At 42.9% G+C, this 24,481-nt stretch carries 25 protein-coding genes; 20 read left to right on the top strand and 5 right to left on the bottom strand.

What is annotated here, in order from left to right:
- Positions 1 to 3: 3 nt before the first annotated feature.
- The 3 genes from MHB79_RS15745 to MHB79_RS15735 all read left to right on the top strand — a co-directional run bounded on the left by MHB79_RS15745 (position 4) and on the right by MHB79_RS15735 (position 3,035).
- Complete coding sequence (locus tag MHB79_RS15745) at positions 4 to 819, top strand: ABC transporter ATP-binding protein (RefSeq protein WP_201741765.1); 816 nt, start codon at positions 4 to 6, stop codon at positions 817 to 819.
- Positions 820 to 832: 13 nt separating this feature from the next.
- Entirely contained in the window at positions 833 to 1,648 is an 816-nt protein-coding gene (locus MHB79_RS15740) for an ABC transporter ATP-binding protein (protein WP_050944212.1), read from the top strand.
- 61 nt (positions 1,649 to 1,709) lie between these two features.
- Positions 1,710 to 3,035, top strand: a complete 1,326-nt coding sequence (locus MHB79_RS15735) for an MATE family efflux transporter (RefSeq protein ID WP_340990179.1) — start codon at positions 1,710 to 1,712, stop codon at positions 3,033 to 3,035.
- Between the two features lie 20 nt (positions 3,036 to 3,055).
- Here the strand turns inward: MHB79_RS15735 and yvfG are convergent, their stop codons facing one another.
- On the bottom strand, positions 3,056 to 3,271 hold the full coding sequence (gene yvfG, locus MHB79_RS15730) for a protein YvfG (protein ID WP_340990177.1): 216 nt from the start codon (positions 3,269 to 3,271) through the stop codon (positions 3,056 to 3,058).
- 70 nt (positions 3,272 to 3,341) lie between these two features.
- Between yvfG and rpoN the strand changes: the two genes are divergently transcribed.
- Together rpoN and MHB79_RS15720 are read left to right on the top strand one after the other, a co-directional pair.
- Complete coding sequence (rpoN, locus tag MHB79_RS15725) at positions 3,342 to 4,640, top strand: RNA polymerase factor sigma-54 (RefSeq protein ID WP_340990175.1); 1,299 nt, start codon at positions 3,342 to 3,344, stop codon at positions 4,638 to 4,640.
- A gap of 170 nt (positions 4,641 to 4,810) precedes the next feature.
- The gene (locus MHB79_RS15720; RefSeq protein WP_212045555.1) at positions 4,811 to 5,548 is read left to right on the top strand and encodes a FadR/GntR family transcriptional regulator; all 738 of its coding nucleotides are present in this window, start codon (positions 4,811 to 4,813) and stop codon (positions 5,546 to 5,548) included.
- Positions 5,549 to 5,575: 27 nt separating this feature from the next.
- Here the strand turns inward: MHB79_RS15720 and MHB79_RS15715 are convergent, their stop codons facing one another.
- The gene (locus MHB79_RS15715) at positions 5,576 to 7,018 is read right to left on the bottom strand and encodes a sigma-54 interaction domain-containing protein (RefSeq protein ID WP_340990173.1); all 1,443 of its coding nucleotides are present in this window, start codon (positions 7,016 to 7,018) and stop codon (positions 5,576 to 5,578) included.
- 206 nt (positions 7,019 to 7,224) lie between these two features.
- Here MHB79_RS15715 and MHB79_RS15710 point away from each other — a divergent pair, with 206 nt between their 5' ends.
- The 13 genes from MHB79_RS15710 to MHB79_RS15650 all read left to right on the top strand — a co-directional run bounded on the left by MHB79_RS15710 (position 7,225) and on the right by MHB79_RS15650 (position 20,741).
- Positions 7,225 to 8,424 carry an ornithine--oxo-acid transaminase gene (locus MHB79_RS15710; protein WP_417894481.1) on the top strand — a complete coding sequence of 400 codons (1,200 nt, stop codon included), beginning with the start codon at positions 7,225 to 7,227 and terminating at the stop codon, positions 8,422 to 8,424.
- A gap of 106 nt (positions 8,425 to 8,530) precedes the next feature.
- A complete protein-coding gene (locus MHB79_RS15705) occupies positions 8,531 to 9,946 on the top strand; it encodes an amino acid permease (RefSeq protein ID WP_003213035.1) in 1,416 nt (471 codons plus the stop codon).
- A 314-nt stretch (positions 9,947 to 10,260) separates the two neighbouring features.
- Positions 10,261 to 11,298, top strand: coding sequence for a sugar-binding transcriptional regulator (locus tag MHB79_RS15700; RefSeq protein WP_003212739.1), 1,038 nt, complete (start codon positions 10,261 to 10,263; stop codon positions 11,296 to 11,298).
- 31 nt (positions 11,299 to 11,329) lie between these two features.
- A complete protein-coding gene (gene gap, locus MHB79_RS15695) occupies positions 11,330 to 12,337 on the top strand; it encodes a type I glyceraldehyde-3-phosphate dehydrogenase (RefSeq protein ID WP_003212811.1) in 1,008 nt (335 codons plus the stop codon).
- Between the two features lie 213 nt (positions 12,338 to 12,550).
- On the top strand, positions 12,551 to 13,735 hold the full coding sequence (locus tag MHB79_RS15690; RefSeq protein WP_340990171.1) for a phosphoglycerate kinase: 1,185 nt from the start codon (positions 12,551 to 12,553) through the stop codon (positions 13,733 to 13,735).
- 30 nt (positions 13,736 to 13,765) lie between these two features.
- Entirely contained in the window at positions 13,766 to 14,527 is a 762-nt protein-coding gene (gene tpiA / locus MHB79_RS15685; RefSeq protein WP_340990169.1) for a triose-phosphate isomerase, read from the top strand.
- Positions 14,520 to 16,055 (top strand): 2,3-bisphosphoglycerate-independent phosphoglycerate mutase, encoded by a 1,536-nt coding sequence (gene gpmI / locus MHB79_RS15680; RefSeq protein ID WP_050944194.1) that lies wholly within the window; start codon positions 14,520 to 14,522, stop codon positions 16,053 to 16,055. The genes tpiA and gpmI overlap by 8 nt, the downstream gene beginning before the upstream one ends.
- 29 nt (positions 16,056 to 16,084) lie before the next feature.
- Positions 16,085 to 17,377 (top strand): phosphopyruvate hydratase, encoded by a 1,293-nt coding sequence (eno, locus tag MHB79_RS15675; protein ID WP_003212752.1) that lies wholly within the window; start codon positions 16,085 to 16,087, stop codon positions 17,375 to 17,377.
- A 256-nt stretch (positions 17,378 to 17,633) separates the two neighbouring features.
- Positions 17,634 to 17,903, top strand: coding sequence for a hypothetical protein (locus MHB79_RS15670; RefSeq protein WP_034620133.1), 270 nt, complete (start codon positions 17,634 to 17,636; stop codon positions 17,901 to 17,903).
- Positions 17,904 to 17,961: 58 nt separating this feature from the next.
- Positions 17,962 to 18,729 carry an ATP-binding cassette domain-containing protein gene (locus tag MHB79_RS15665; protein WP_034620132.1) on the top strand — a complete coding sequence of 256 codons (768 nt, stop codon included), beginning with the start codon at positions 17,962 to 17,964 and terminating at the stop codon, positions 18,727 to 18,729.
- Positions 18,701 to 20,098: a hypothetical protein gene (locus MHB79_RS15660; protein WP_253622236.1), complete on the top strand. Its 1,398-nt coding sequence runs from the start codon at positions 18,701 to 18,703 to the stop codon at positions 20,096 to 20,098. Before MHB79_RS15665 ends, MHB79_RS15660 begins: the two co-directional genes overlap by 29 nt.
- Positions 20,095 to 20,463, top strand: coding sequence for a hypothetical protein (locus tag MHB79_RS15655; RefSeq protein WP_050944185.1), 369 nt, complete (start codon positions 20,095 to 20,097; stop codon positions 20,461 to 20,463). Before MHB79_RS15660 ends, MHB79_RS15655 begins: the two co-directional genes overlap by 4 nt.
- Entirely contained in the window at positions 20,460 to 20,741 is a 282-nt protein-coding gene (locus tag MHB79_RS15650) for a hypothetical protein (protein WP_003213050.1), read from the top strand. Before MHB79_RS15655 ends, MHB79_RS15650 begins: the two co-directional genes overlap by 4 nt.
- Positions 20,742 to 20,763: 22 nt before the next feature.
- Here MHB79_RS15650 and MHB79_RS15645 read toward each other — a convergent pair whose 3' ends face one another.
- Together MHB79_RS15645 and MHB79_RS15640 are read right to left on the bottom strand one after the other, a co-directional pair.
- The gene (locus MHB79_RS15645) at positions 20,764 to 21,228 is read right to left on the bottom strand and encodes a GNAT family N-acetyltransferase (protein ID WP_251190807.1); all 465 of its coding nucleotides are present in this window, start codon (positions 21,226 to 21,228) and stop codon (positions 20,764 to 20,766) included.
- Between the two features lie 15 nt (positions 21,229 to 21,243).
- Positions 21,244 to 21,708 (bottom strand): hypothetical protein, encoded by a 465-nt coding sequence (locus tag MHB79_RS15640; RefSeq protein ID WP_268492586.1) that lies wholly within the window; start codon positions 21,706 to 21,708, stop codon positions 21,244 to 21,246.
- Between the two features lie 117 nt (positions 21,709 to 21,825).
- Here MHB79_RS15640 and MHB79_RS15635 point away from each other — a divergent pair, with 117 nt between their 5' ends.
- Positions 21,826 to 22,458, top strand: a complete 633-nt coding sequence (locus MHB79_RS15635) for a MarC family protein (protein WP_003212698.1) — start codon at positions 21,826 to 21,828, stop codon at positions 22,456 to 22,458.
- Between the two features lie 55 nt (positions 22,459 to 22,513).
- Here MHB79_RS15635 and MHB79_RS15630 read toward each other — a convergent pair whose 3' ends face one another.
- Positions 22,514 to 23,050 carry a GbsR/MarR family transcriptional regulator gene (locus MHB79_RS15630; RefSeq protein WP_212045549.1) on the bottom strand — a complete coding sequence of 179 codons (537 nt, stop codon included), beginning with the start codon at positions 23,048 to 23,050 and terminating at the stop codon, positions 22,514 to 22,516.
- Positions 23,051 to 23,319: 269 nt separating this feature from the next.
- Between MHB79_RS15630 and MHB79_RS15625 the strand changes: the two genes are divergently transcribed.
- On the top strand, positions 23,320 to 24,468 hold the full coding sequence (locus tag MHB79_RS15625) for a betaine/proline/choline family ABC transporter ATP-binding protein (RefSeq protein WP_003212926.1): 1,149 nt from the start codon (positions 23,320 to 23,322) through the stop codon (positions 24,466 to 24,468).
- Positions 24,469 to 24,481: the final 13 nt, after the last annotated feature.

Raw genomic sequence — 24,481 nt, 5'->3', positions numbered from 1 at the left:
GGAATGATCAATGTGCAAGAATCCATTTTACAAATAGAGAACCTGCATGTGCAGACGAAAACGCCTCATGGGACAACCTCTCTTATTCAGGACGTATCGTTTGAAGTAGGGCGAGGCCAAATCGTTGGATTAATAGGTGAGAGCGGCTGCGGGAAAACGGTGACAAGTATGTCGATCTTACATATGCTTGACCGAAAAACAACCGATGTCACTGGTAGCATCACACTTCAAGGACGAGAATTGATCGGTCTGAGTGAAAGGGATATGCGTTCTATTCGGGGCAAGGACATCTCATATATCATGCAAAATCCAATGAACAGCTTTACGCCAGTATGGACGATCGGTCATCAGCTGATTGAAACCATCCGCCGGCATACCGCTGTCAGTAAAAGGAAGGCAAAAGCGAAGGCAGTCGATGCGTTAGCGCAGATGAATCTGCCGCAGCCAGACAAGCTGTTAAACAAGTATCCCTTTGAACTAAGCGGCGGCATGCTGCAGCGTGTCATGATTGCCATGGCTGCCTGTATGCACCCGCCTCTCCTCATAGCAGATGAACCAACAACTGCTTTAGATGTACACACGCAGAAGCTGGTGCTGGAGCATCTGAACCAAATTCGTCATGACTATGGAACTGCCATCTTGCTCATTACTCACGATCTTGGCGTCATTGCAGAAATGGCAGATCAGGTTGTTGTCATGAGACAGGGAGAAATGGTTGAAAAAGCAGAAGTGCTTGAGCTTTTTGAAAACCCCAAGCATGATTATACAAAGAAACTATTAGCAGCTCGTCCATCCATCCCAGCTGTTTGCCCGATTTGAGGTGAGAAGGCCCTTGCATTTATTAGAAGTGAAAGCAGTTAGTCATTCATACAACAGCCGGTCGTTTCTGATGAGAAGAAAAGGCGCAGATCAAGTCTTAAACGGCGTCAATTTAATCATTGAAGAAGGCACGTGCGTCGGATTGCTGGGGCAAAGCGGTGCAGGGAAAAGCACGCTAGGCCGTATCATACTTGGTCTAGAGAAGCCAAAAGCCGGTCAGGTCCTTTTTGAAGGGCAGGATATATATTGTGCAGATCAAAGAACACGCAAACATTATCGCCGGCATGTGCAAGCGGTGTTTCAAGATTCGTACTCGGCGGTAAATCCAAGGTGGACAGTCGAACAAATTTTATCCGAGCCGCTTGAAAACTATGAAACCATGAGCCGAAAAGAACGCAAAAGCGTGCTGATCCATTGGCTGGAAAGAGTCGGGCTCAGTGAAAAGGACTTGTCTAAATATCCGCATCAATTCAGCGGCGGCCAGCTGCAAAGAATCAACATTGCAAGAGCCTTATTGCTGCAGCCAAAGCTCGTCGTACTGGATGAATCCGTCAGCAGCTTAGACATGGTCACACAGGGTGTCATTTTAGATTTATTAGTAGAATTAAAGAAGGAACTAGGTGTCGCTTACTTATTTATTACGCATGATATGACGGCAGCCTATCACTTAAGTGATCAATTGGCGATATTAGATCAAGGTGAACTTGTTGCTCAATTTCGATCAAAGGATGATTTCTTTTCATCAGAAGAGAAAGCGGTGCAAAAGATGAGAGATGCAATGCTCGCAGACCATCCTTTGTCCCGAACAATTGGCAGACCGGTTCGATAAATCTTCATTTCATCAATGCCTCTTTTAGAGAGGCTATTTTTCATGAAAGGCAGGTGGCATCGTGAACCATCGAGCGTATTTAGCTTTAGCCATTCCTTTAACCATCTCAACGATGACCACCCCATTACTTGGAGCTGTTGATACAGCTGTTGTCGGTCAGCTTGCCAATCCCGCGTATATTGGAGGCGTCGCAGTTGGCAGTCTCATTTTCAGTACACTCTATTGGCTCTTTGGTTTTTTGCGGGTGAGTACATCTGCTTTTGCCGCTCAAGCAAACGGGGCGCAAAGTGAAGAGCAGGGTGTACTTGCTTTTCTAAGACCCTTTTTAATCGCTATCATTGTCGGCCTTTGTTTTATTGCCCTGCAATGGCCCATTATTCAATCTGCTTTTCTAGTGATCTCTCCCTCTGCGGATGTTCGGCAATTTGCAGCAGATTATTTTCATATTCGGATTTGGGGTGCGCCGTTTACCTTGATGAATTATGTGATATTAGGCTGGCTGATGGGGATGGCAAAAATGAAAGAAGCCCTCTCTTTACAAATCTTGATCAATGTCATGAATATGGTCCTTGCCCTTCTGCTTGTTCATGTGTTTTCGTTTGCAGTCAAAGGGGTGGCGGCTGCGACATTGATATCTGAATTAACCGCCTTTGTATTAGGCGCATGGATCATCATGAAGCATTCAAAAAACGGGTTCCAGATGCCTTCTATTAAGAAAATCATGGATACACAGGCAGTGCAGAAAATGTTTCATGTGAATAAAGATTTGTTTATTCGGACGATTTGTCTCCTTGTCGTGATTAACATGTTTACAGCAAAAGGTGCTTCTTTTGGAACAGATATGCTTGCGGCCAATGCCATCTTATTTCAAATTCACTACATCATGGCTTATTTGTTCGATGGTTTTGCCAATGCATCCAGCATCCTTGTGGGCAGATCAGTTGGTGCAAATGACCGCACCCTTTATGAGAGAACCTTAACCCTTTCAAGGCAGTGGGCACTTGTCATGGCATGCGTCATTGCGTCGGTTTATTTCCTCTTAAAAGAGCCGATCTTGGGCTTGTTTACAAATCTTCCCCGGCTTCTTGATGTGACATTAGGCTATGCAGACTGGCTCGTTCTCTATCCGTTTGCCGCTTGTTTCGGTTTGGTCATATACGGCGTATTTACAGGTGCGACAGAAATTGCCCCTGTCAGAAATTCGATGCTGTTTGCGATGATCTTGTTTATCGTTGTTCAAGCAGCAGTTACGCCTATTTGGCACAATCACGGATTATGGTTTGCTTTTATCATCTATACTGTAGGACGTTCTGGCTTTTTGATGATGTACAAATCAAGGCTGGATCGGAAGCTTTTTGCAAATGAAAAACACCCTTTGCCATCGTGACAAAGGGTGTTCTTTTTCGTTCATTCGCTTTCTTTTTTCACCTTTTGATACGCCTCATCAAGGTGCTGAATTCGCTTCAAAACCACAGCATTTTTGGTCAGCTGGTCTGGTACAAGCGTTGACACCACTGAGCGGTAATAGGCATTCATGGCATGAATCTTGTCTTCATTTTGATTCATGGCGATGTGTTGTTTCAAGTTGTCAACAAAGTATGGAACGGAAAAAAGTTCAGACATGGGAATCACTCCTATTTCGTATATACGGTCCGTCAATCTTCATGTAAAATGATGAGAGGGAGGGGAGACAATGAGCCTTAATCTGCAACAAGAACAAGTATTAAAGCAGGTGCTCACACCAGAACTCAGGCAGGCCATTACATTGCTCCAGCTGAATAGCACTGAGCTTGGCGAGTATCTTGACCAGTTAGCGCTTGAGAACCCTCTGATTGAGCGGAAAGACACGGACAGCTATCAACCAGTTTATCATAAAAAATCTCAAGATCGAATGACAGAGCCGTATCGAACGCATCAAAAAGAAAGCCTGCAAATGTATTTAAAGAAGCAAGCCATTGATTTAAATCTAAGTGAAAAGAATCAAAGGATCTTTCACTTTATGATTGAGTCCATTGATTCTAATGGCTATTTAAATGAACCGGTTGACGAGATGGCAGCTGTCTTAAAGGTGTCAGCTGAAGAAGTAGAAGCCGTCCTTCATCAGCTTCAATCGCTAGAGCCTGCCGGTATTGGCGCAAGATCTTTACAAGAATGCATCCTGCTTCAGCTGAGAAGAAAAAAGGAGCGCTGGTATGAAGCCGAGCTGATCATTGATGAGCACTTCTTTCTCTTTGCAAGAAAGGCTTGGAAGGAAATCGCGGCGAAAACAGGCATTTCCATGAAAACACTTCAAGCGGTACAAGATGAGGTGTCGCAGCTTGAACCAAGACCCGGCATCCATTTCTCATACGAAGAAGACCATGTGTATATAGAGCCAGATGTAACGATAACTGTCGTGCAGGACCACATCACATTTGAGCTGAATCAGCGCGCTTTCCCAGACGTTGAAATGAATGAAGGATACTTCGCCATGATTCAAGACCGAAAGCGGCATGAAGCATATGCGTATCTAAAGGAAAAAGAGCAGCAGTACAATTGGCTTGTCCAAGCGCTGAAGCAAAGAAAACAAACGATGACCCATGTCGTTCGTGAGATTATCTTACACCAGACAGATTTTTTCCTTACAGGGAAACATAAAATGAAACCGCTTACGATGAAGCGGATCGCAGATATATTGCAAGTGCATGAGTCAACAGTCAGTCGAACGGTGAAAGGGAAAATAGTGCAAACCCCTTATGGCCTCATGGAAATGAAGCAATTTTTCCAAGCAAAGCTAGAAGGACCCTCGCTGGAAGAGGCGTCCAGCTACACAGTCAAGACGTACATCGCAGAGCTGATCCAAACGGAAAATAAGAAAAAACCGTATTCAGATCAGCAAATGATGACGCAGCTACAGCAAACCTTTGGCATCCGAGTGTCGCGCAGAACCATTGCAAAATATCGTGAACAAATGAATCTTCCATCATCTACACAGCGGAAGCGCTATGATTAAAAAGAAGTACTTGCCAGAAACATGGCAGGTGCTTTTTTAGTTGAAAGCGAGGCATACAGAAGATTTTTTGAAAATTAAATCGGGGAGACGTGTGAACGGAAATTTTGGGGTAAAGTATAAGATAGGGCATGAGCCGAAAAGGGTAGACAACAGTGATGAGGTGAGACCAATTGAAATATAAACAAATCAAAACCAAAAAAATATATGAAGAAATTGCGGATGCATTAATCGAATCGATTCGCACTGGTGAGCTTCTTCCGGGAGAAAAATTAGATTCGGTTCAATCGCTCTCAGAAAGCTTTCAAGTCAGCCGTTCCGCTGTGAGAGAGGCGCTGTCTGCTCTCAAAGCGATCGGATTAATAGAGATGAAACAAGGGGAAGGCACATATGTGAAGCAGTTCGATCCTGAACAGCTCGCATTTTCTTTATCTCCTGCATTTTTAATGAAGCAGCATGATGTCAGGCAGCTCCTTGAAGTGAGAACCATTATTGAAACAGGTGCTGTCAAAAAGGCGGCGCTGCTTCGGACGGACGATGACCTACATCAGCTGCGTGATGCACTCGAACAAATGAAGCTGGCAGAAGCCCATGAAGAAATTGGTGAAGAGGCAGACCTTACCTTCCATCTCGCCTTAGCCAAAGCCTCGAAGAATGATGTATTAAAGGTGTTAATGAATCAAGTCTCATCCTTGTTAGTAGAAACGATGCGGGAAACGAGAAAAGTCGTGTTATTCTCAACGAAAGCCTCCATTCGGAAGCTTTACGAAGAACATGAACAAATTTACAAAGCCATCGTTGCAAGGCAGCCAGAAGAAGCAGAGAAAGCGATGCTTACGCATTTGAAAAATGTAGAAAATCTGCTCGGTGATGTGCTGCCAAAACCAGCAGAACAGTCAGATACACAATAAGCTGTGCCGAATGATGGCACAGCTCTATTATTGACGAGAAATATGTAGCTTTTTCATTCGATATTGCAGACTTTGCCTGCTCATGCCCAATAACTTTGCAGTCTGTGAAATATTATCGTCCATTTTTTCTAAGTAATGGACGATGTATTGTTTTTCGAATCGTTCCATTTGGGTTTGGAAATCAGTCGTTTGTTCTGGGCTTGTATACACAAAGGTGTCAGCAGCTGCGGTTTGCTGCAAAGAATTTGTTTGCAATTGCGCCTTAGGACGGGCTTCCCCGTGCTTAAATCTAAAATGATAGGGAAGGTGATGCATGCTTAAGTCGTCTTCATCCATCATCATATTCATCCCCGCCTCAATCACATGCTCAAGTTCTCTTACATTGCCTGGCCAATGATACGCCTTAAAAAGGGCAAGTACCTCTTCATCAGCCGTCTTCACCTTCATTTGAAACAGCTCATTATATTTTTGAATAAAATGATTCACAAACGTAGGAATGTCCTCTTTTCGTTCAGAAAGCGGCGGAATAAATAAGGTGACAATACCGAGACGATAAAATAAATCCTTGCGCATGCGTCCACCTGCGATTGCATCCACAGGGTCCTCATTCATATTGGCAATCACTCTTACATCAACAGCAATTTCCTTTGTGCTTCCTAGCCTTCTCACACGTTTCTCCTGTAAGACGCGCAGTAGTTTTGCTTGAAGATGAGGATTTAGTGAGTTGATCTCATCTAAAAGCAAGGTTCCTCCTTGCGCCTGCTCAAATAAGCCAGGCTGATCAGTTGCTCCCGTAAAAGCCCCTTTTTGTGTACCAAAGAGCAGGCTTTCAATCAAATTATCAGGCAGTGCCGCACAATTTTGAGTAATAAAAGGTCCAGATGACCGGCTGCTGCCGTTATGAATGCTTTGAGCAAACAGCTCTTTCCCAGTCCCGGTTTCGCCAACAATGAGCACATAGGAAGAGGTGCGTGTCGCTCGTTTCGCATGCTCAATCACCTCTAAAAAGGCAGGGCTTTGTCCAATAATAGAATCGAAGGTAAAGCGGGTGCTTCCTTTTTTCTTCATATTGTGATGAATCAGCCGTTCCAGCTTGGTCACATCATTCGAAATTTCAACTGCCCCTTGAATGAGACCATCTCGAACGAGCGGGTATGTATGGTTAATCGTTGTGATTTCTTTTCCGTTGTAATTATGATACGTCTGCTTGGCATGTACGGTTTGTTTCCCGGTACGCAGCGCTTGGACTAGTGTACTGTGCATCTCATCTTGAAAGGCGAAGAAATCGAGTACATTTTTATGGAGAACATCTGAGCGTTTTAAAGACTCGATCTCCATCATTTTTTTATTATAAACAACCGTATGTCCATTCTCATCAATTGCATGAACCCCGACATCAATTAAATCGAGCATTTGTTTATATAAATCAATCTCATTTTCAAGCTTTGCGGCATGCAGATCTTTTTTCAATTGCGCCACCTCCTGACGTTACCTCTATTTTACATGAAAAATTTTGCGGTTTCCTCTAAAAAATTTGGCATATGCAAAGAAATTTTGCGTAATTAATTGAAGTAGACCCCATGATCAAGCGGTCAGAAAGTTGGCACGATCCTTGCATAACATATGGATGAAGATGAACCCAATTGAAAGAAGCTACCTTACAGAAGGAGGAATAGATGATGACGACACAGACAAATGAATTGATTCAACAAACAGAGCAATATGGAGCGGCAAACTATCATCCGCTGCCAATTGTCATTTCAGAGGCTGAGGGAGTGTGGGTGACAGATCCTGAAGGCAATCGATATATGGATATGCTGAGTGCGTATTCCGCAGTGAACCAAGGACATCGCCATCCCCGCATTATTGAAGCGCTCAAAAAACAGGCAGACCGCGTGACGCTCACCTCGAGAGCCTTTCATAATGATCAGCTTGGTCCTTGGTATGAAAAAATTTGCAAACTGACGAATAAAGACATGGCACTGCCAATGAATACAGGTGCTGAGGCTGTAGAAACCGCTGTAAAAGCAGCGAGACGCTGGGGCTATGATGTGAAAGGAATCGAAGAGAATCGTGCAGAAATCATTGCGTGTGTTGGCAATTTCCATGGGAGGACGATGACGGCTGTATCTCTTTCCTCAGAAGCAGAATACCAAAGAGGTTTCGGCCCAATGCTTCCTGGAATTAAGCTAATTCCTTACGGAGATATTGAAGCGTTACGTGAAGCGATCACACCACAGACAGCGGCTTTCCTCATTGAGCCGATTCAAGGAGAAGCTGGGATTGTCATGCCGCCAGAAGGCTTCTTGAAAGAAGCCAAAACGCTTTGTGAGCAAGAAAATGTGCTGTTCATTGCGGATGAGATTCAAGTGGGGTTAGCACGAACAGGTAAGATGTTTGCGTGTGATTGGGAAGACATTGAGCCAGATATGCTGATTCTTGGGAAAGCTTTAGGCGGCGGAGTATTCCCAATCTCGTGTGTTGTAGCAAACCGCGATATTTTAGGCGTGTTTAACCCTGGTTCTCATGGGTCTACCTTTGGAGGAAATCCTCTTGCGTGTGCAGTGTCGCTTGCTGCACTGGATGTTTTAATCGACGAAAAGCTTGCAGCACGCTCTATGGAGCTTGGTGAATACTTCAAAGACAAATTGGCACACATTCAAAGTCCTGTGATTAAAGAAGTGCGCGGCCGCGGACTATTTATAGGCATGGAGCTGACAGAGGCAGCTAGACCTTATTGTGAAAAGCTGAAGCAAGCAGGTTTGTTATGTAAGGAAACTCATGAAACAGTCATCCGTTTTGCACCACCACTGACCATTTCAAAAGCAGATTTAGACTGGGCGATTGGTCATATTGAATCACTGTTTCAAGCTTAAATGGCAAAGGGGGAGGAAGCTTCACTTTCTCCCTTTCTTTTTCAACGAACAGCGAATTTTGTCAAAGGATGCTGAATAGAAGAGGGAAAGTGGGGAAGTGGATTTGATGCAAGAACAGCATAATGAACTAGAGCGTTCCATGAAAAGCAGACATCTCTTTATGATTGCCTTAGGCGGCGTCATCGGTACAGGGCTTTTCCTTGGGTCAGGGTTGATTATCCATCAGGCAGGACCGGGGGGAGCCATTCTATCGTTTATCATTGGCGGATTTTTAATGTATTTGGTCATGCTCTGTCTTGGAGAATTAGCAGTGGCGATGCCAACAGCCGGTTCCTTTCAGGAATATGCAACCAAATATATAGGCCCGTCCACAGGCTTTATGATCGGCTGGCTGTATTGGTTTAGCTGGGCGTGTACGATTGGTCTGGAGTTTACATCAGCAGGCATATTGCTCCAAAGGTGGTTTCCAGATATTCCGGTTTGGCTCTGGTGTCTAGCATTTAGCGTGATATTATTTGCCGTGAATGCCATCTCTGCTCGCAGCTTCGCTGAAACGGAGTTTTGGTTTTCAGCCATCAAGGTTGCGGCCATCCTATTGTTTATTATCATCGGAATTGGCGCAATTTTCGGAATGATTCATTTAAAAGGCGGAGAACCAGCCCCTTTATTTCGTCATTTGACGGATCATGGCGGACTATTTCCTAATGGTGTTTTTGCTATTTTATTAACCATGGTCACGGTCAATTTCTCCTTCCAAGGAACAGAACTTGTAGGGATCGCAGCAGGTGAGAGTGAAAGCCCTGAAAAAACATTGCCTCGATCAATACGGAATATTATTTGGAGAACGATGGTCTTTTTCGTTTTATCAATTGCGGTTCTAGCCGCACTTCTTCCATGGCAGACAGCAGGCGCTGTCGACAGTCCGTTTGTGGTTGTGCTGGACAAGGTCGGCATCCCATATGCTGCAGATATCATGAATTTTATTATCATCACAGCTGTCTTGTCTGTAGCAAACTCTGGATTATATGCATCATCACGTATGCTCTGGTCGCTTTCAAAGGACGGGAAAGGACCTGCCTTTACGAAAAAGCTGTCCAAGCGTAAAATCCCGATCAATGCATTATTGGTGACAATGGGTGTATCCGCTCTATCTCTGCTCACAAGTATTGTGGCACCAAAAACGGTGTATGTGTGGCTTATTTCGATTTCTGGAATGGTTCTTGTTGTGGTGTGGATGTCCATTTGTTTGTCTCAATATTTCTTTAGAAAACAATTCATAAAAGACGGGGGAGATGTAAAGGATCTCGTCTTCCGTACACCGCTCTATCCATTTGTCCCACTAGCAGGCTTCATCGCATTTGGCATCGTGCTCATTAGCTTATTTTTTATCGAGGATCAGCGGATCGGTCTTTATTGCGGAATCCCGTTCATGGCTGCCTGCTACATCATTTATTATCTCAAAATCAAACCGAAGGAAGAGGCAAAGCGTTTCGCCGAAGAGGAAGGAATCCCAAAAACATAAAAGACGACTATATCAAAAAAGTGTGTATGCGGACCTCTTACGCATGCACACTTTCATTGATGAATTCATTCAATATAGAAGAAAATAAAATATTTCGAAAAGAAAAATCATAGCAAGAACCTTGATGACAAGCAGGCTATCGGTGAAAATGTGTCTATTTTTTGTCTAAATGTGTTTGTAATAGTTGAAAATGCAAGATGATCCTGTTAAAATAATTAAAGAAAGCAGGGATTGATTTTTTTTGGCTGTGGCGGGACGTTTTTTGTCACAGTGGGACGTTTTTAGTCCAACGTGAAAAGAAAGGGTCGTTAGCCATGAATCGTTTATTGGAAGCTCAAAAAAAATTATTGCCAGATCTTCTCATCGTTATGCAAAAACGCTACGACATTTTGCAGTACATCAGATTAGCTGAACCAATCGGCCGCAGAAGTCTTGCGACGAGTCTTGGTCTCAGTGAGCGCATCTTAAGAGCTGAAGTTCAGTTTTTAAAAGAACAAAATCTGCTGGATGTCAAAACGAGCGGCATGATGCTGACGAGTGAAGGCCACGCTTTGCTTGAAATGCTTGAAGGAATGATGAAAGACGTTTTAGGTTTAACCTTTTTGGAAAATACATTGAAGAGGAAGTTAGGCCTAGAAGAAGTCGTGATCGTTTCTGGTGACAGTGACGAATCCCCGTGGGTGAAGCAAGAGATGGGAAGAGCTGCTGTCCAATGTATGAAAAAAAGGTTTACTGGAAATAATATCGTCGCCGTCACTGGCGGAACGACGATGGAAGCCGTTGCCGAAATGATGACCCCTGATGCCAAAAACAGAGACATGATGTTTGTCCCTGCGAGAGGCGGTCTTGGGGAGAATGTAAAAAATCAGGCAAACACCATTTGTGCCCACATGGCTGAAAAAGCTTCCGGTACTTACAAACTGCTGTTTGTTCCAGGACAGCTGTCAGAAGGTGCTTACTCTTCCATTATTGAAGAGCCGTCAGTCAAAGAAGTGCTTCAAACGATTAAATCATCCACGATGCTCATTCATGGAATCGGTGAAGCAAAAACAATGGCGATGAGACGAAACACACCAGCTGAAGATTTAAAAAAGATTGATGAGCATGACGCAGTGACAGAGGCCTTTGGCTATTACTTTAATCGTGATGGTGAGGTCGTCCACAAAGTGCACTCCGTCGGCATGCAGCTAGATGATTTAGAAAGCATTCCACACATCATTGCTGTTGCAGGTGGATCATCAAAGGCAGGGGCCATTGAAGCTTATTTCAAAAAACCCCGCCGAACGGTTCTCGTCACAGACGAAGGAGCCGCAAAAGAGTTATTAAGGGAGTCAATTGATCCCTCAATATAAAACATTGTGACCTATAAAAGGAGGAAACATCATGGCAGTAAAAGTCGGTATTAACGGATTTGGACGTATTGGACGTAACGTATTTCGTGCAGCATTAAACAATCCTGAAGTTGAGGTAGTAGCGGTTAACGATCTAACAGACGCTAACATGCTTGCACACCTTTTACAATATGACTCTGTTCACGGAAAACTAGATGCAGAGGTTTCTGTAGACGGTACGAACTTAGTAGTGAACGGTAAAACAATCGAAGTATCAGCTGAGCGTGACCCTGCGAAATTAAGCTGGGGTAAACAAGGCGTAGAAATCGTTGTTGAATCTACTGGATTCTTCACAAAACGTGCAGACGCTGCAAAACACTTAGAAGCTGGCGCTAAAAAAGTCATCATCTCTGCTCCTGCTAACGAAGAAGATATCACAATCGTTATGGGTGTAAACGAAGACAAATACGATGCAGCTAGCCACGATGTCATCTCTAATGCATCTTGTACAACAAACTGCTTAGCTCCATTTGCAAAAGTACTTAACGATAAATTTGGTATCAAACGCGGTATGATGACAACTGTTCACTCATACACAAATGACCAACAAATTCTTGATCTTCCGCACAAAGACTACCGTCGTGCTCGTGCAGCTGCGGAAAACATCATCCCAACTTCTACAGGTGCTGCGAAAGCTGTTTCACTTGTATTGCCTGAACTTAAAGGTAAATTAAACGGTGGCGCTATGCGTGTTCCAACACCTAACGTTTCTTTAGTTGACCTTGTGGCTGAATTAAACCAAGATGTAACTGTTGAAGATGTAAATGCAGCACTTAAAGAAGCAGCTGAAGGAGAACTTAATGGAATCCTTGGCTACAGCGAAGAGCCATTAGTATCTGGTGACTACAATGGTAATGCAAACTCTTCAACAATTGATGCTCTTTCTACAATGGTAATGGAAGGCAGCATGGTGAAAGTCATTTCTTGGTACGATAACGAGAGTGGATATTCTCACCGCGTTGTTGACCTTGCAGCTTACATTGCAAAACAAGGTCTTTAATTTGTCACACTGAAGGAACTCACTTGGTTCTTTCCTATAGACACGATATAATGAAGACGGACAAGGGAAGGGGAAGCATCCCTTTCCCTTTTTCTCTGTTTTTATCCGTTCTGCACGATTTCTCGTTTTGATGAGGGCAAAATGGGAAAAGGATAAAGAGAGACTTGTCCAATGCGTAAGGAAACCAGAATAAAGGAGGATCTCCTGACGAGCATGAATAAGAAATCAGTAAAAGACATTGACGTAAAAGGTAAAGTTGTGTTCTGCCGCGTAGATTTTAACGTTCCAATGAAAGACGGAAAAGTGACGGATGATACTCGTATTCGCGCAGCATTACCAACGATTGAGTATTTAACAGGACAAGGCGCAAAGGTACTACTAGCTAGTCATTTGGGTCGTCCGAAGGGTCAAGTTACTGAAGAACTGCGTCTGACACCTGTAGCGAAACGTCTGCAAGAGCTTCTTGGACAAGAAGTGAAAAAAACGGATGAAGCTTACGGGGACAACGTGAAAAAGCAAATCTCTGACTTAAAAGAAGGAGATGTGCTAGTGCTTGAAAACGTTCGTTTCTATCCTGGTGAAGAAAAGAACGATCCTGAACTATCAAAAGCATTTGCTGATTTAGCCGATGTGTATGTCAATGATGCGTTCGGTGCTGCACACCGTGCACATGCATCCACTGCTGGTATTGCAGCATATCTTCCGGCTGTTTCTGGCTTCCTCATGCAAAAAGAGCTTGAGGTTCTAGGAAAAGCCATTTCAAACCCTGATCGCCCATTTACAGCGATTATCGGTGGCGCAAAAGTAAAGGATAAAATCGGTGTGATTGAAAGTCTTCTTGATAAAGTGGACAACCTCATCATCGGCGGCGGACTTGCTTACACATTTGTGAAAGCACTAGGCCACGAAGTAGGAAAATCTTTATTAGAAGAAGACAAAGTCGATTTAGCGAAATCCTTTATGGACCGTGCAAAAGAAAAAGGCGTGAACTTCCTGATTCCAACAGATGTTCTGGTAGCCGACGACTTTTCAAATGATGCGAATACAAGCATTGTGCCAATCTCTGAAATTCCAAGTGACCTAGAAGCACTTGATATTGGAACAGAGACAATAGGCAAGTACGCTGATGTTATTAAAAACAGCAAGCTTGTTGTTTGGAACGGACCAATGGGTGTATTTGAAATCGACGCATTCGCTAAAGGAACAAAAGCAATCGCAGAAGCACTGGCAGAAGCAAAAGATACATATTCTGTCATTGGCGGTGGAGATTCAGCAGCAGCTGTTGAGAAATTTGGTCTGGCTGATCAGATGAGCCATATTTCTACAGGCGGCGGCGCTTCACTTGAATTTATGGAAGGCAAAGAGCTTCCAGGTGTTACTGCATTAAACGATAAATAAGACCAAAACTGCTATAAGGAAGTGTCAATCATGAGAAAACCAATTATAGCTGGGAACTGGAAAATGAACAAAACACTTGGCGAAGCGGTTAGCTTCGTTGAAGAAGTCAAGTCATCCATTCCATCTCCTGACAAAGTGGAAGCAATTGTCTGTGCGCCAGCTCTTTTCCTTGAAAAGCTAAACAGCCTTTCTAACGGAACAGACCTTAAAATTGGTGCACAAAACATGCACTTTGAAGAAAATGGTGCATTCACTGGTGAAATCAGTCCTGCTGCGCTAAAAGATCTTGGCATTGGCTACTCAGTGATCGGTCATTCAGAGCGCCGTGAATTCTTCGCTGAAACAGATGAAACAGTGAACAAAAAAGCACATGCTGCATTCAAGCATGGCATCGTTCCAATTATCTGTGTAGGTGAAACGCTTGAAGAGCGTGAAGCTGGCAAAACAAATGAACTTGTCGCTGATCAAGTGAAGAAAGCACTAACTGGTTTAACAACTCAGCAAGTTTCTGAATCTGTTATTGCATATGAGCCAATCTGGGCGATCGGTACAGGGAAATCTTCTACAGCGAAAGATGCAAACGACGTTTGTGCGCATATCCGTCAAACGGTTGCAAGCGAATATGGTCAAGAAGCGGCAGACAGCCTTCGCATTCAATATGGCGGAAGCGTGAAACCTGCGAATATTAAAGAATATATGGCAGAATCCGATATTGACGGTGCTTTGGTAGGCGGCGCAAGCTTAGAACCTCAGTCTTTCGTTCAATTATTGGAGGAAGGTCAATATGAGTAAGAAACCAGCTGCATTAATTATCTTAGATGGATTCGGTTTAAGAGGCGAAACAGTTGGTAACGCTGTTGCCCAAGCAAAGAAACCGAACTTCGACCGCTACTGGAACGAATTCCCGCATCAAACCTTAACGGCTTCAGGTGAGGCAGTAGGCCTCCCACAAGGTCAAATGGGGAACTCTGAAGTTGGGCATTTGAACATCGGTGCAGGACGCATTGTGTATCAAAGCTTAACAAGAGTGAATGTTGCCATTCGTGATGGGGAATTTGAGAAAAACGAAACGTTCCTAGAGGCAATGACTTATGCAAAAGAGAATGACAAGGCCCTTCATTTATTCGGTCTCCTGTCAGACGGCGGTGTGCACAGCCACATCCAGCATCTTTTTGCCTTGCTGAAACTAGCGAAAAAAGAAGGCTTAACAAAAGTATACATTCATGGCTTCTTGGACGGACGTGATGTTGGTCAAAAGACAGCCAAAGTGTACTTAAAACAGCTTGAAGAACAAATCAAAGAAATCGGTGTCGGAGAAGTGGCAACACTTTCTGGACGCTATTACTCAATGGACCGTGACAAACGCTGGGATCGTGTGGAGAAAGCATATCGCGCGATGGCGTATGGTGAAGGCCCAAGTTATCAAAACATCTATGATGTCGTTGATGACTCCTATGAAAATGGAATCTACGATGAATTCGTTATTCCATCTGTCATCACGAGAGAAAATGGTGAGCCAGTTGCAAAAGTAAACGACGGCGATTCTGTGATTTTCTATAACTTCCGCCCAGACCGTGCAATCCAAATTTCGAACACCTTCACAAATGAAGATTTCCGCTCGTTTGATCGCGGAGAAGCACATCCGAAGCATTTACACTTCGTCTGCTTCACACACTTCAGTGAAACGGTTGATGGCTATGTTGCCTTCAAACCAGTGAATTTGGATAACACAGTAGGAGAAGTGCTAGCGCAAAATGGATTGAAACAGCTGCGGATTGCTGAAACAGAGAAATATCCTCACGTGACGTTCTTTATGAGCGGTGGACGTGAAGAAGAATTTCCTGGTGAAGACCGCATCTTGATCAATTCGCCAGATGTGGCAACCTATGACCTCAAGCCAGAAATGAGCGCTTATGAGGTAAAGGATGCACTAGTTGCAGACATCAATGCTGACAAGCATGATGCGATCATCCTGAACTTTGCTAACCCGGATATGGTTGGTCATTCAGGTATGCTTGAGCCAACAATCAAAGCCATTGAAGCAGTAGATGAATGCTTAGGAGCTGTTGTCGACGCAATCCTAGCAAAAGGCGGACATGCCATCATCACGGCAGACCACGGTAACGCAGACGTGCTGATTACTGAAGAAGGAAAGCCGCATACTGCACATACGACAAACCCTGTTCCAGTCATCGTAACGAAAAAAGGTGCAACGCTTAGAGAAGGCGGCATTCTAGCCGATCTATCTCCAACGCTTTTAGACTTACTTGGTCTTGAAAAACCAAAAGAGATGACAGGAACATCATTGATTCAGAAATAACAAATTGATTCAAAAGGAGAGAAATAACGATGCCATACATTGTTGACGTATATGCACGCGAAGTATTAGACTCTCGCGGTAACCCAACAGTTGAAGTAGAAGTTTACACAGAATCTGGCGGCTTTGGCCGTGCACTAGTACCAAGTGGTGCCTCTACTGGTGAATATGAAGCAGTAGAACTACGTGACGGAGACAAAGACCGTTACCTTGGAAAAGGTGTTCTGACAGCTGTAAACAACGTAAACGAAATCATTGCACCAGAGCTTTTAGGCTTTGATGTAACTGAACAAGTAGCAATTGACAAAATGTTAATCGAACTTGACGGAACAGAAAACAAAGGGAAATTAGGCGCAAACGCAATCCTTGGCGTATCTATCGCTGTAGCACGTGCGGCTGCTGATTTCTTACAAATTCCACTTTACCAATACCTTGGTGGATTCAACTCCAAAACGCTTCCAGTGCCAATGATGAACATCGTCAACGGCGGAGAGCATGCGGATAACAACGTAGACATTCAAGAATTCATGATTATGCCTGTAGGTGCACCTAACTTCCGTGAAGCACTTCGCATGGGCGCACAAATCTTCCATAGCCTGAAATCTGTATTAAGTGCAAAAGGCTTAAACACAGCTGTAGGTGACGAAGGTGGATTCGCTCCAAACCTTGGTTCTAACGAAGAAGCACTTCAAACAATCGTTGAAGCGATTGAAAAAGCTGGTTTCAAACCAGGTGAAGAAGTGAAACTTGCAATGGATGCTGCATCTTCTGAGTTCTACAACAAAGAAGACGGTAAATATCATTTATCAGGCGAAGGTGTTGTGAAAACATCTGCTGAAATGGTTGACTGGTATGAAGATATGGTATCGAAATACCCAATCATCTCGATCGAAGACGGCCTTGATGAAAACGACTGGGAAGGTCACAAACTATTAACTGAGCGCCTTGGCAGCAAGGTTCAGCTAGTAGGAGATGACTTGTTTGTGACAAACACGAAGAAGCTTTCTGAAGGAATCAAAAACGGCGTTGGTAACTCAATCCTAATCAAAGTAAACCAAATCGGTACATTAACTGAAACATTTGATGCAATCGAAATGGCAAAACGTGCAGGATACACAGCTGTTATCTCTCACCGTTCTGGTGAAACAGAAGACAGCACAATTGCAGACATCGCTGTAGCAACAAACGCTGGACAAATCAAAACAGGTGCTCCGTCTCGTACGGACCGTGTGGCGAAATACAACCAATTACTTCGCATCGAAGATCAATTGGCTGAAACAGCACAATATCATGGCATTGCAACATTCTATAACTTGAATAAATAATGCCAGCAACGCGCTGCGTTCCGCTCTTATAAAAGAGTGGGCGCAGCGTTTTTTTGTGTTGAATGAGATCCCGCAGCTGTTTCAATAGTCACATCCTATTTTTGTAAAAAGTCGTCCTTCAGTCAGAGGGAAAGTGAGAAGATCCACCATTTATAAGCAATAGATCATGAAAAATCGACTAAAAATATGATCTGAAATGAACTTATGCTTTCTGTAAGGGGGTGGTATCATTTTACATATATTAGGGGGTGATGAGATGCTGAATCCTTTTAGCCTTCGTTTTCCAGTAGGTGTGTATATGTATATTCTCCACCTACTGGCGGCATATGATGAAAGGAAGCAACGAATTCTAACTTCTAAGAATGTACAGAAAAACGCATTTTGGATTTATGTCCTTGCCGCTATATTGGGCATTATTTCACTTGGAGCATTGATTTGGGCATGTAAGACCTTTGGACAGGGCTCCAAATTTTTAGGAGAGTTCAAATTATTAGGCATGTACGTTAAAATCCAATGCGGGTTCTAACAGGGATGAGAACAGATGCAAGGTCATCTGTTCCATCTGAAACAAACGGAGGGATATGATGCTGACATTACAATTACAAGAAAAAACGTATAGCCGCACCTTCTCTCTCCGCCATATACAAATGAACGTGGAGAAAGGCCAGATGATGCTTCTTTTAGGGCATAATGGTGCAGGAAAGACAACGATGATTCAAGCTATGTTTGGGCTGACGCCATTTACTGGCTACGTTTCCTTACATGGTGAACAGCTGAACCTTCAATCCTCAGCACATATTTCCCTGTTGAAAAAACATGTTTCCTATATTCCTGACGATCATGCGTTGTTCGATTATTTAACACCGAGGGAATACTTTCAATTACTTCAGCTGCCACATGAGCAAGATGTCACACGTGAAGAGACCTTCACCGATTTGTTTGAGCTGAGTCCGTATATGGATCAGCCAATCGCTCAGCTGTCCCATGGCAATCAAAAGAAAACACAGATCATTTCGCAGCTTCTCAGACCGTGTGATTATTATGTGTTCGACGAGCCAACGAACGGACTTGATCCAGATATGATGATCATCTTAAAAAAGGTGCTCATGAAGCTGAGAGATCAAGGCGCTGGCATCCTGATTTCAACTCATCATTTGAGTTTTGGTGATACATTATATGATCATCTCATGATCTTAAGAAATGGTGACGTCAAGCTGAATATGTCCCGCCAAGAAACGAATGAGACATTTCCTCATCAGGCACTTGAAGAGATTTATAAAGAAGTAAATCGAGATTACTATATGCAGGTGGAGAGGTTACTCAATGATTTGGACACGACACGTTCTTCATAAAATAGAGTGGGGCATGCTGACAACGAAAGGAAAGCAACTTGGAAAAAAGTATCCTTTGCAGCTGCTCTCAGCTGCCGTTTTTCTCTTGCTCATCTATGCGATATACGTTGTCATCAGCCTGCGCTTTTACATGCAGGCAGGTGAAAGTGAGCCAGCTGCGCTATATCTCCAATTTGTCAAAATGTCGCTCTTACTATTAGGAGCAGGGATTGTGTTATCCCGCAATAAACTGAAGCGCCAAGAATATCAATTCTACTTTTTGAACAGTGCGATACAAAGTGTACCCTTTGTCCTTTGTGCGTATTTCTTTCCAGTGCTTTTTTGCTTCCTCATGGCTGGACTGCTTTTTTTACCGATTGTATTAGGTCTTTTTATCACAGGTGTCACCCCATCTCTGTATTGGATCATCGTTGTCTGCATCACATGCGGCATATTGGCACTTTATACGCTCTCTTCATGGATGCTAATGAGGATCGGTGTAAGTTATTTCGTATCAAAAACAAAGGAGCATTTACTGCTACAAACAATCGGCTTTGCGACACTTCAAGTACTCATATTTCTTCTTTTTCAAAAAGCAGTGGAGATGATCCATGTATGGCCGGCTGTCTATCTGACGTTGCTGGTAATTCTTCTAAGCTCTGGCTGGCTATGGGTAAAGGGCTTAGCAGCTTGCTATGTTCATCAAATGTTTTTGCAGCTGAAAACAGAGGTAAAGTCATTTTCTTACCAGAAAATTAGGACGTACTCTTCCTTTCTGACGCATGTGCGGCAGGAAATGGTCTATTTCATCCGATCAACTGTTTTTAAAGAACAAGGCATTTTGTTCCTCTTTCTCGTTTGTTTGACGATTGGGCTGCCATTTGTTTTTACACCGGAAGAAACTGGCTGGCTGTATGCCTTTATTGTGCAGTTTGCGTTAAAGGAAATATTGATCATGCTTCCGCTGATGATTGGCAGAGAATATCATATCAATCAACGGGCCATCTTTATGTTAAATACATCAAAGGGTGCGTATATATTGCCAAGAATTTTATTTTATTACACAATCAATTTACTCATTTATTTTGTGTATATTGGCCTTGCTTATTTGGTGATCGGTATTGAAAGTGAAGGTCATGGCTTGGCGAGTTTGTCCATTTTATTCATGACCGTCATGGCAGCCTGTACGGGGTTTGTCGTGAAAATCAGTGATTTTAATAAACTGTTTGTCATCGTGATGATGATTGCTGTATTCAGCTTCATCGATATGCTTTTATTAGAGTGGCTGTCAGCTCATATGTTTCTTCTTGCCACCGCTTATCTGCTTGGGTCACTTACCTTTTTCAGTTGTATATATGCTGTGATGTTAAAAAGGCCGATATTGCGATGATGGGGCTTGTCATTAGTTTACTAGCGGTTGTGCTCATTCATGAACTCGGTCATATGCTGATGATCATGGTGTGTAACAAAGTCGAAAAAAGGCCGCTCTTTGATTTTGTGGTAACGATTGATTGGAAGCATGTGGCGATCGTCCATGAGACATTTGCCCGGCCGAGCTTTAATCTGATGGTGGCACTTGCAGGTCCGCTGTTTCCGGTACTCTGCTCAATTGTGCTTTTATTAACGTGGAAGCATTCGGTGAGTCATCAGCTGCTGTTTTTTTCTTTACTGAACACTGTGATGCTGCATCCAGCTTGCCCAGACGGGAAAAATATCACAGTCAGTTTAAAAGAGATGAAGGAGAGAAAGAGATGATCAAAGTATTTCATTCGTTTTCTAGCGGCTTAACACTTGCGATGCTGTATATATTTGCTGTGTTTATGACCCCTGTCTTTTTACTACTGCTAGAGGTCAATCATATCGAATCAAGTCCAACGCTGTTTGGTATGCCATTTTATATTATGAAAATTGAAGAGTATCAATTCAGCTCTGAGGCGACGCTTTTTGGATGCGTTGTCTGCTTTTTAGCCGGCGCTGTGCTTTACTTTTTCATTCAATATGTGATTCATGCTATGAAGAAACGAAGAGCATAAAAAAAGCAGGCTGAACAAATAGTCAGTCTGCTTGAAATGTAAGTGACAGCCGTACCATATCTATACACTGAATCCCGTTTTCATAAATTGGTTCATCATAATGCTTAAGGAAGAAATCACGATCGATCGACGTTAGGCGGAAGCCGCATTTTTGATAAAGTGCGAGCTGCTGAATACTCGAGTTGCCTGTGCCGATTTCAATCGTATGAAAACCAGCAGCTTTCGCTTCAGCGATTGCATGGCGGATCAGCTGCTTCCCAATTCCCCTTCCTTGCCATGACTCCTTCACAGCCACATTCATGATTTCCACTGAATGCTGAGAGAGCGATGATAGCACATAGACACCAATCACATCATCTTCATGAAAAGCCGCATAACAAGAACCGGATTGTACATAAGCAAGAACCTTTTCCTTTGAAGGATCAGCTAATAGTAAAAGATCCATTGGGAGAGATTCATCATGAGATAATCGCCGAATCTGTATCACATTTTTTCATCCTTTCTATTCTTTAATATACCCTTGTTTCACGCCCCAATCGTATTGGTCCTGTACCCACTGTGAGGGAGGATGATGAGTGACATTCGGGTCTTTTTTGACAGTTGGTTTCCTTGTAGACTGAGCGGTCTGCTTATTTGCTTGAGCAGTGGCTTTTGCTGCTGCCAGCTCTTTTTGAAGCTGGTCGACTTTTATCTCAAGCGCTTTACGCTGTTTGACCTCTTTTTCATAGGCTTTCTTTTCTTTTTTGAGCTTTTTTGTGACGGTGGCTATTTGCTTTTTTTGTTCATCGTTTTTATGCTTCATATCTGTTTGATCTGATGTTAACTGCGAGAGCTTCAGATCGCTCGTTTTGCTTTCTTGCTGATGTGTTTTCTCTGCTTTTACGATGGTCTGCTGCTGCCCAACAATCCAGCCACCTAAGGCAATAACTGCTACAGAAAGAAGAATGATCGTCATTGTTTTCTTCATGTGTGAACCCCTTTCTTTAAACCATTATTATCATCGGTTAAAGATATACAGGTTTTAACATCACAAGGGAATATTCACATCAGAATGGCAGACACTATGCAAAAAGGAGGGTGTCTGTTGATTTCCTTTATGATTCATGTTGTCGTCTCATTATTTGCTGTATCAAACCCCATAGGAAACGTACCTCTTTTCATCACCTTAACAGAGGGCTATACAGAGAAAGAGCGCTCCCAGACAGCCAAAAAAGCCATCGTGGTCTCTTTTATTATTTTGATTGCCTTTCTATTGGCAGGCAGGCTCATTTTCAAACTGTTTGGAATTGATATTCATGCACTTCGCATCGCTGGCGGTATTTTTATTTTTGGTATCGCTTACAATTTACTGAATGCAAAAGAATCACACGTCCAAAATCCTCATTCGGAGGAAAAGGCAGAAAGCAAAGAGAAGGCAGATATCTCCGTTACGCCGCTCGCCATTCCGATCATCGCTGGTCCCGGTACAATCGCTACAGTGATGAGTTTAACCCCGGGAAGTCAAGGGATGCTCCACATGTTTGCGATTCTAATCGGCATTGTCATCGTTCTTGCCATGACGTATTATGCCTTTCATTATTCAAGTTTTATTATGAGAAAAATGGGGAAAACAGAGATGAATGTCGTGACGCGTTTGATGGGATTAATTCTGGCTGTAGTGGCAGTTGAAATGATCGGCGCAGGCTTAAAAGGGATGTTTCCGATGTTTATGTCATAAGTGTATATAAAAAAGCTGTTTTTTTCTACAATGATGTAAAATAAAACAGCTTTTTTTAAGGTTTCGGCACATGCTTAAATACTTCTTCACTTTCAAAGAACTCAATTAAGCGGCTAATCCAATCATAGTAATCAAGACTTTCCTTGATTTCTGAAAGAAGCAGATTGATTTTATCCTCTGTTTCTTCTGGTAAATCTTTCTGTTCAAGCAGCTCTTGCAATTCCTTGCACGTTTTCTTATGTGCTTTACGGTTTTTACTGACAACACGTGTCCAATTGGCTGCAAACAATGAAATAAACGTTTGGTATTGATCTTGCTCAACGTCATAAAGATCTTTACGTATTCCTTTTTCATAAACCTTTTCCGCAATATTTAAATCGAGCATTTCTCGAACGACTTGACTCATCCTCGTTTTGCTCATGCCGGTCGCCTCTGATAGCTCTTCCAGCGTCATTGGTTTACGGTTCATGTGAATGATACCAAGCACTCTACCCACTGTAGAAGAAAGACCAAAGGCATTCATGTTCTCTGCAGCTTTTTCAATATAATGATCCTGTGCTTTTTGAATGGCGCCTAGCGCTTGCTTGTCCACTCCCCGCTTCATCCCTTCACGACTGACAATTTGTAACACAATATATCATATACCTGTTTGTTGATGAAAACAATAAATATTGAGTAATTGCTAGTAATTTGGAGGAAAAAGGAGAGATATCTAGATATTACGGCGTTAACTGAAAATTTTATATAAATGTTATGCAATACAAACACATCATAAACTTTTTATTTTATAAAGTTTGCACTATAATTAATAAGGTGTAAATTTTCTGAATATATAGATCCAACTAATTGGAGGTGTCTCATTTGCTGAAACTAGAGAATGTATCTAAGACGTATAAAGGCGGAAAAAAAGCTGTCAAAAATATTGATTTAGACATAGCAAAAGGAGAATTTATTTGTTTTATTGGACCGAGTGGCTGTGGTAAGACCACAACCATGAAGATGATCAACCGACTCATCGAACCTTCCTCAGGAAATATTTTTATCGAGGGAGAAAATATCATGAAAAAAGATCCAGTTCAATTAAGAAGAGAAATCGGTTATGTGATTCAGCAAATTGGACTGTTCCCCCATATGACCATCGCGCAAAACATCTCACTTGTGCCGAAGCTCTTAAAATGGCCGGAAGAAAAACGGAAGGAACGAGCACGCGAACTGTTGAAGCTCGTCGACATGGGCCCAGAATTTTTAGAGCGCTATCCTCATGAACTCAGTGGAGGACAGCAGCAGCGCATCGGAGTTCTTCGCGCACTGGCAGCAGAACCCCCTCTGATCCTCATGGATGAACCATTTGGTGCACTTGATCCAATTACACGAGATACATTGCAGGAAGAATTTAAGAAGCTGCAAAAAACGTTAAATAAAACCATCGTATTCGTCACACATGACATGGATGAAGCAATTAAACTGGCTGACCGAATTGTGATTTTAAAAGATGGAGAGATTGTTCAAGTAGGCACACCAGAAGATATTTTGCGTAACCCAGCCAACGAGTTCGTTGAAGAATTCATCGGAAAAGAACGCCTGCTTCAGTCAAATCCGAATATGGAACGTGTAGAACAAATGATGAACACGTCACCAGTCACCATTACAGTCGAACAAACGTTGACTGATGCCATCTATATCATGAGAGAAAAGCGGGTCGATTCCTTGCTTGTAGTAGATGAACATGATGTGTTAAAAGGCTATATCGATATTGAAACAATTGATGCGAACCGCAGAAAAGCGGCTTTCGTTGGTGAGATCTTAAATACAGAGTTCTATACTGTACAAGAAGGCGCACTTCTCAGAGACACCGTTCGGAAAATCTTAATACGCGGTATTAAATATGTACCGGTTGTCGATGCCAAAGGGCATTTAAAAGGCATTGTGACACGGGCAAGTCTTGTAGATGTTGTGTACGACTCCATTTGGGGAGACGATACGCCAGCGTCTGCCATTGAAATGAACTAAGGGAGGTGGACAC

It is taken from the genome of Bacillus sp. FSL M7-0558 (genome assembly GCF_038003245.1).
Classification (GTDB): Bacteria; Bacillota; Bacilli; order Bacillales; family Bacillaceae; genus Bacillus; species Bacillus pumilus.
Note: the sequence above shows the minus strand (reverse complement) of the source record. Positions and strands in the feature narration are given on the sequence as shown.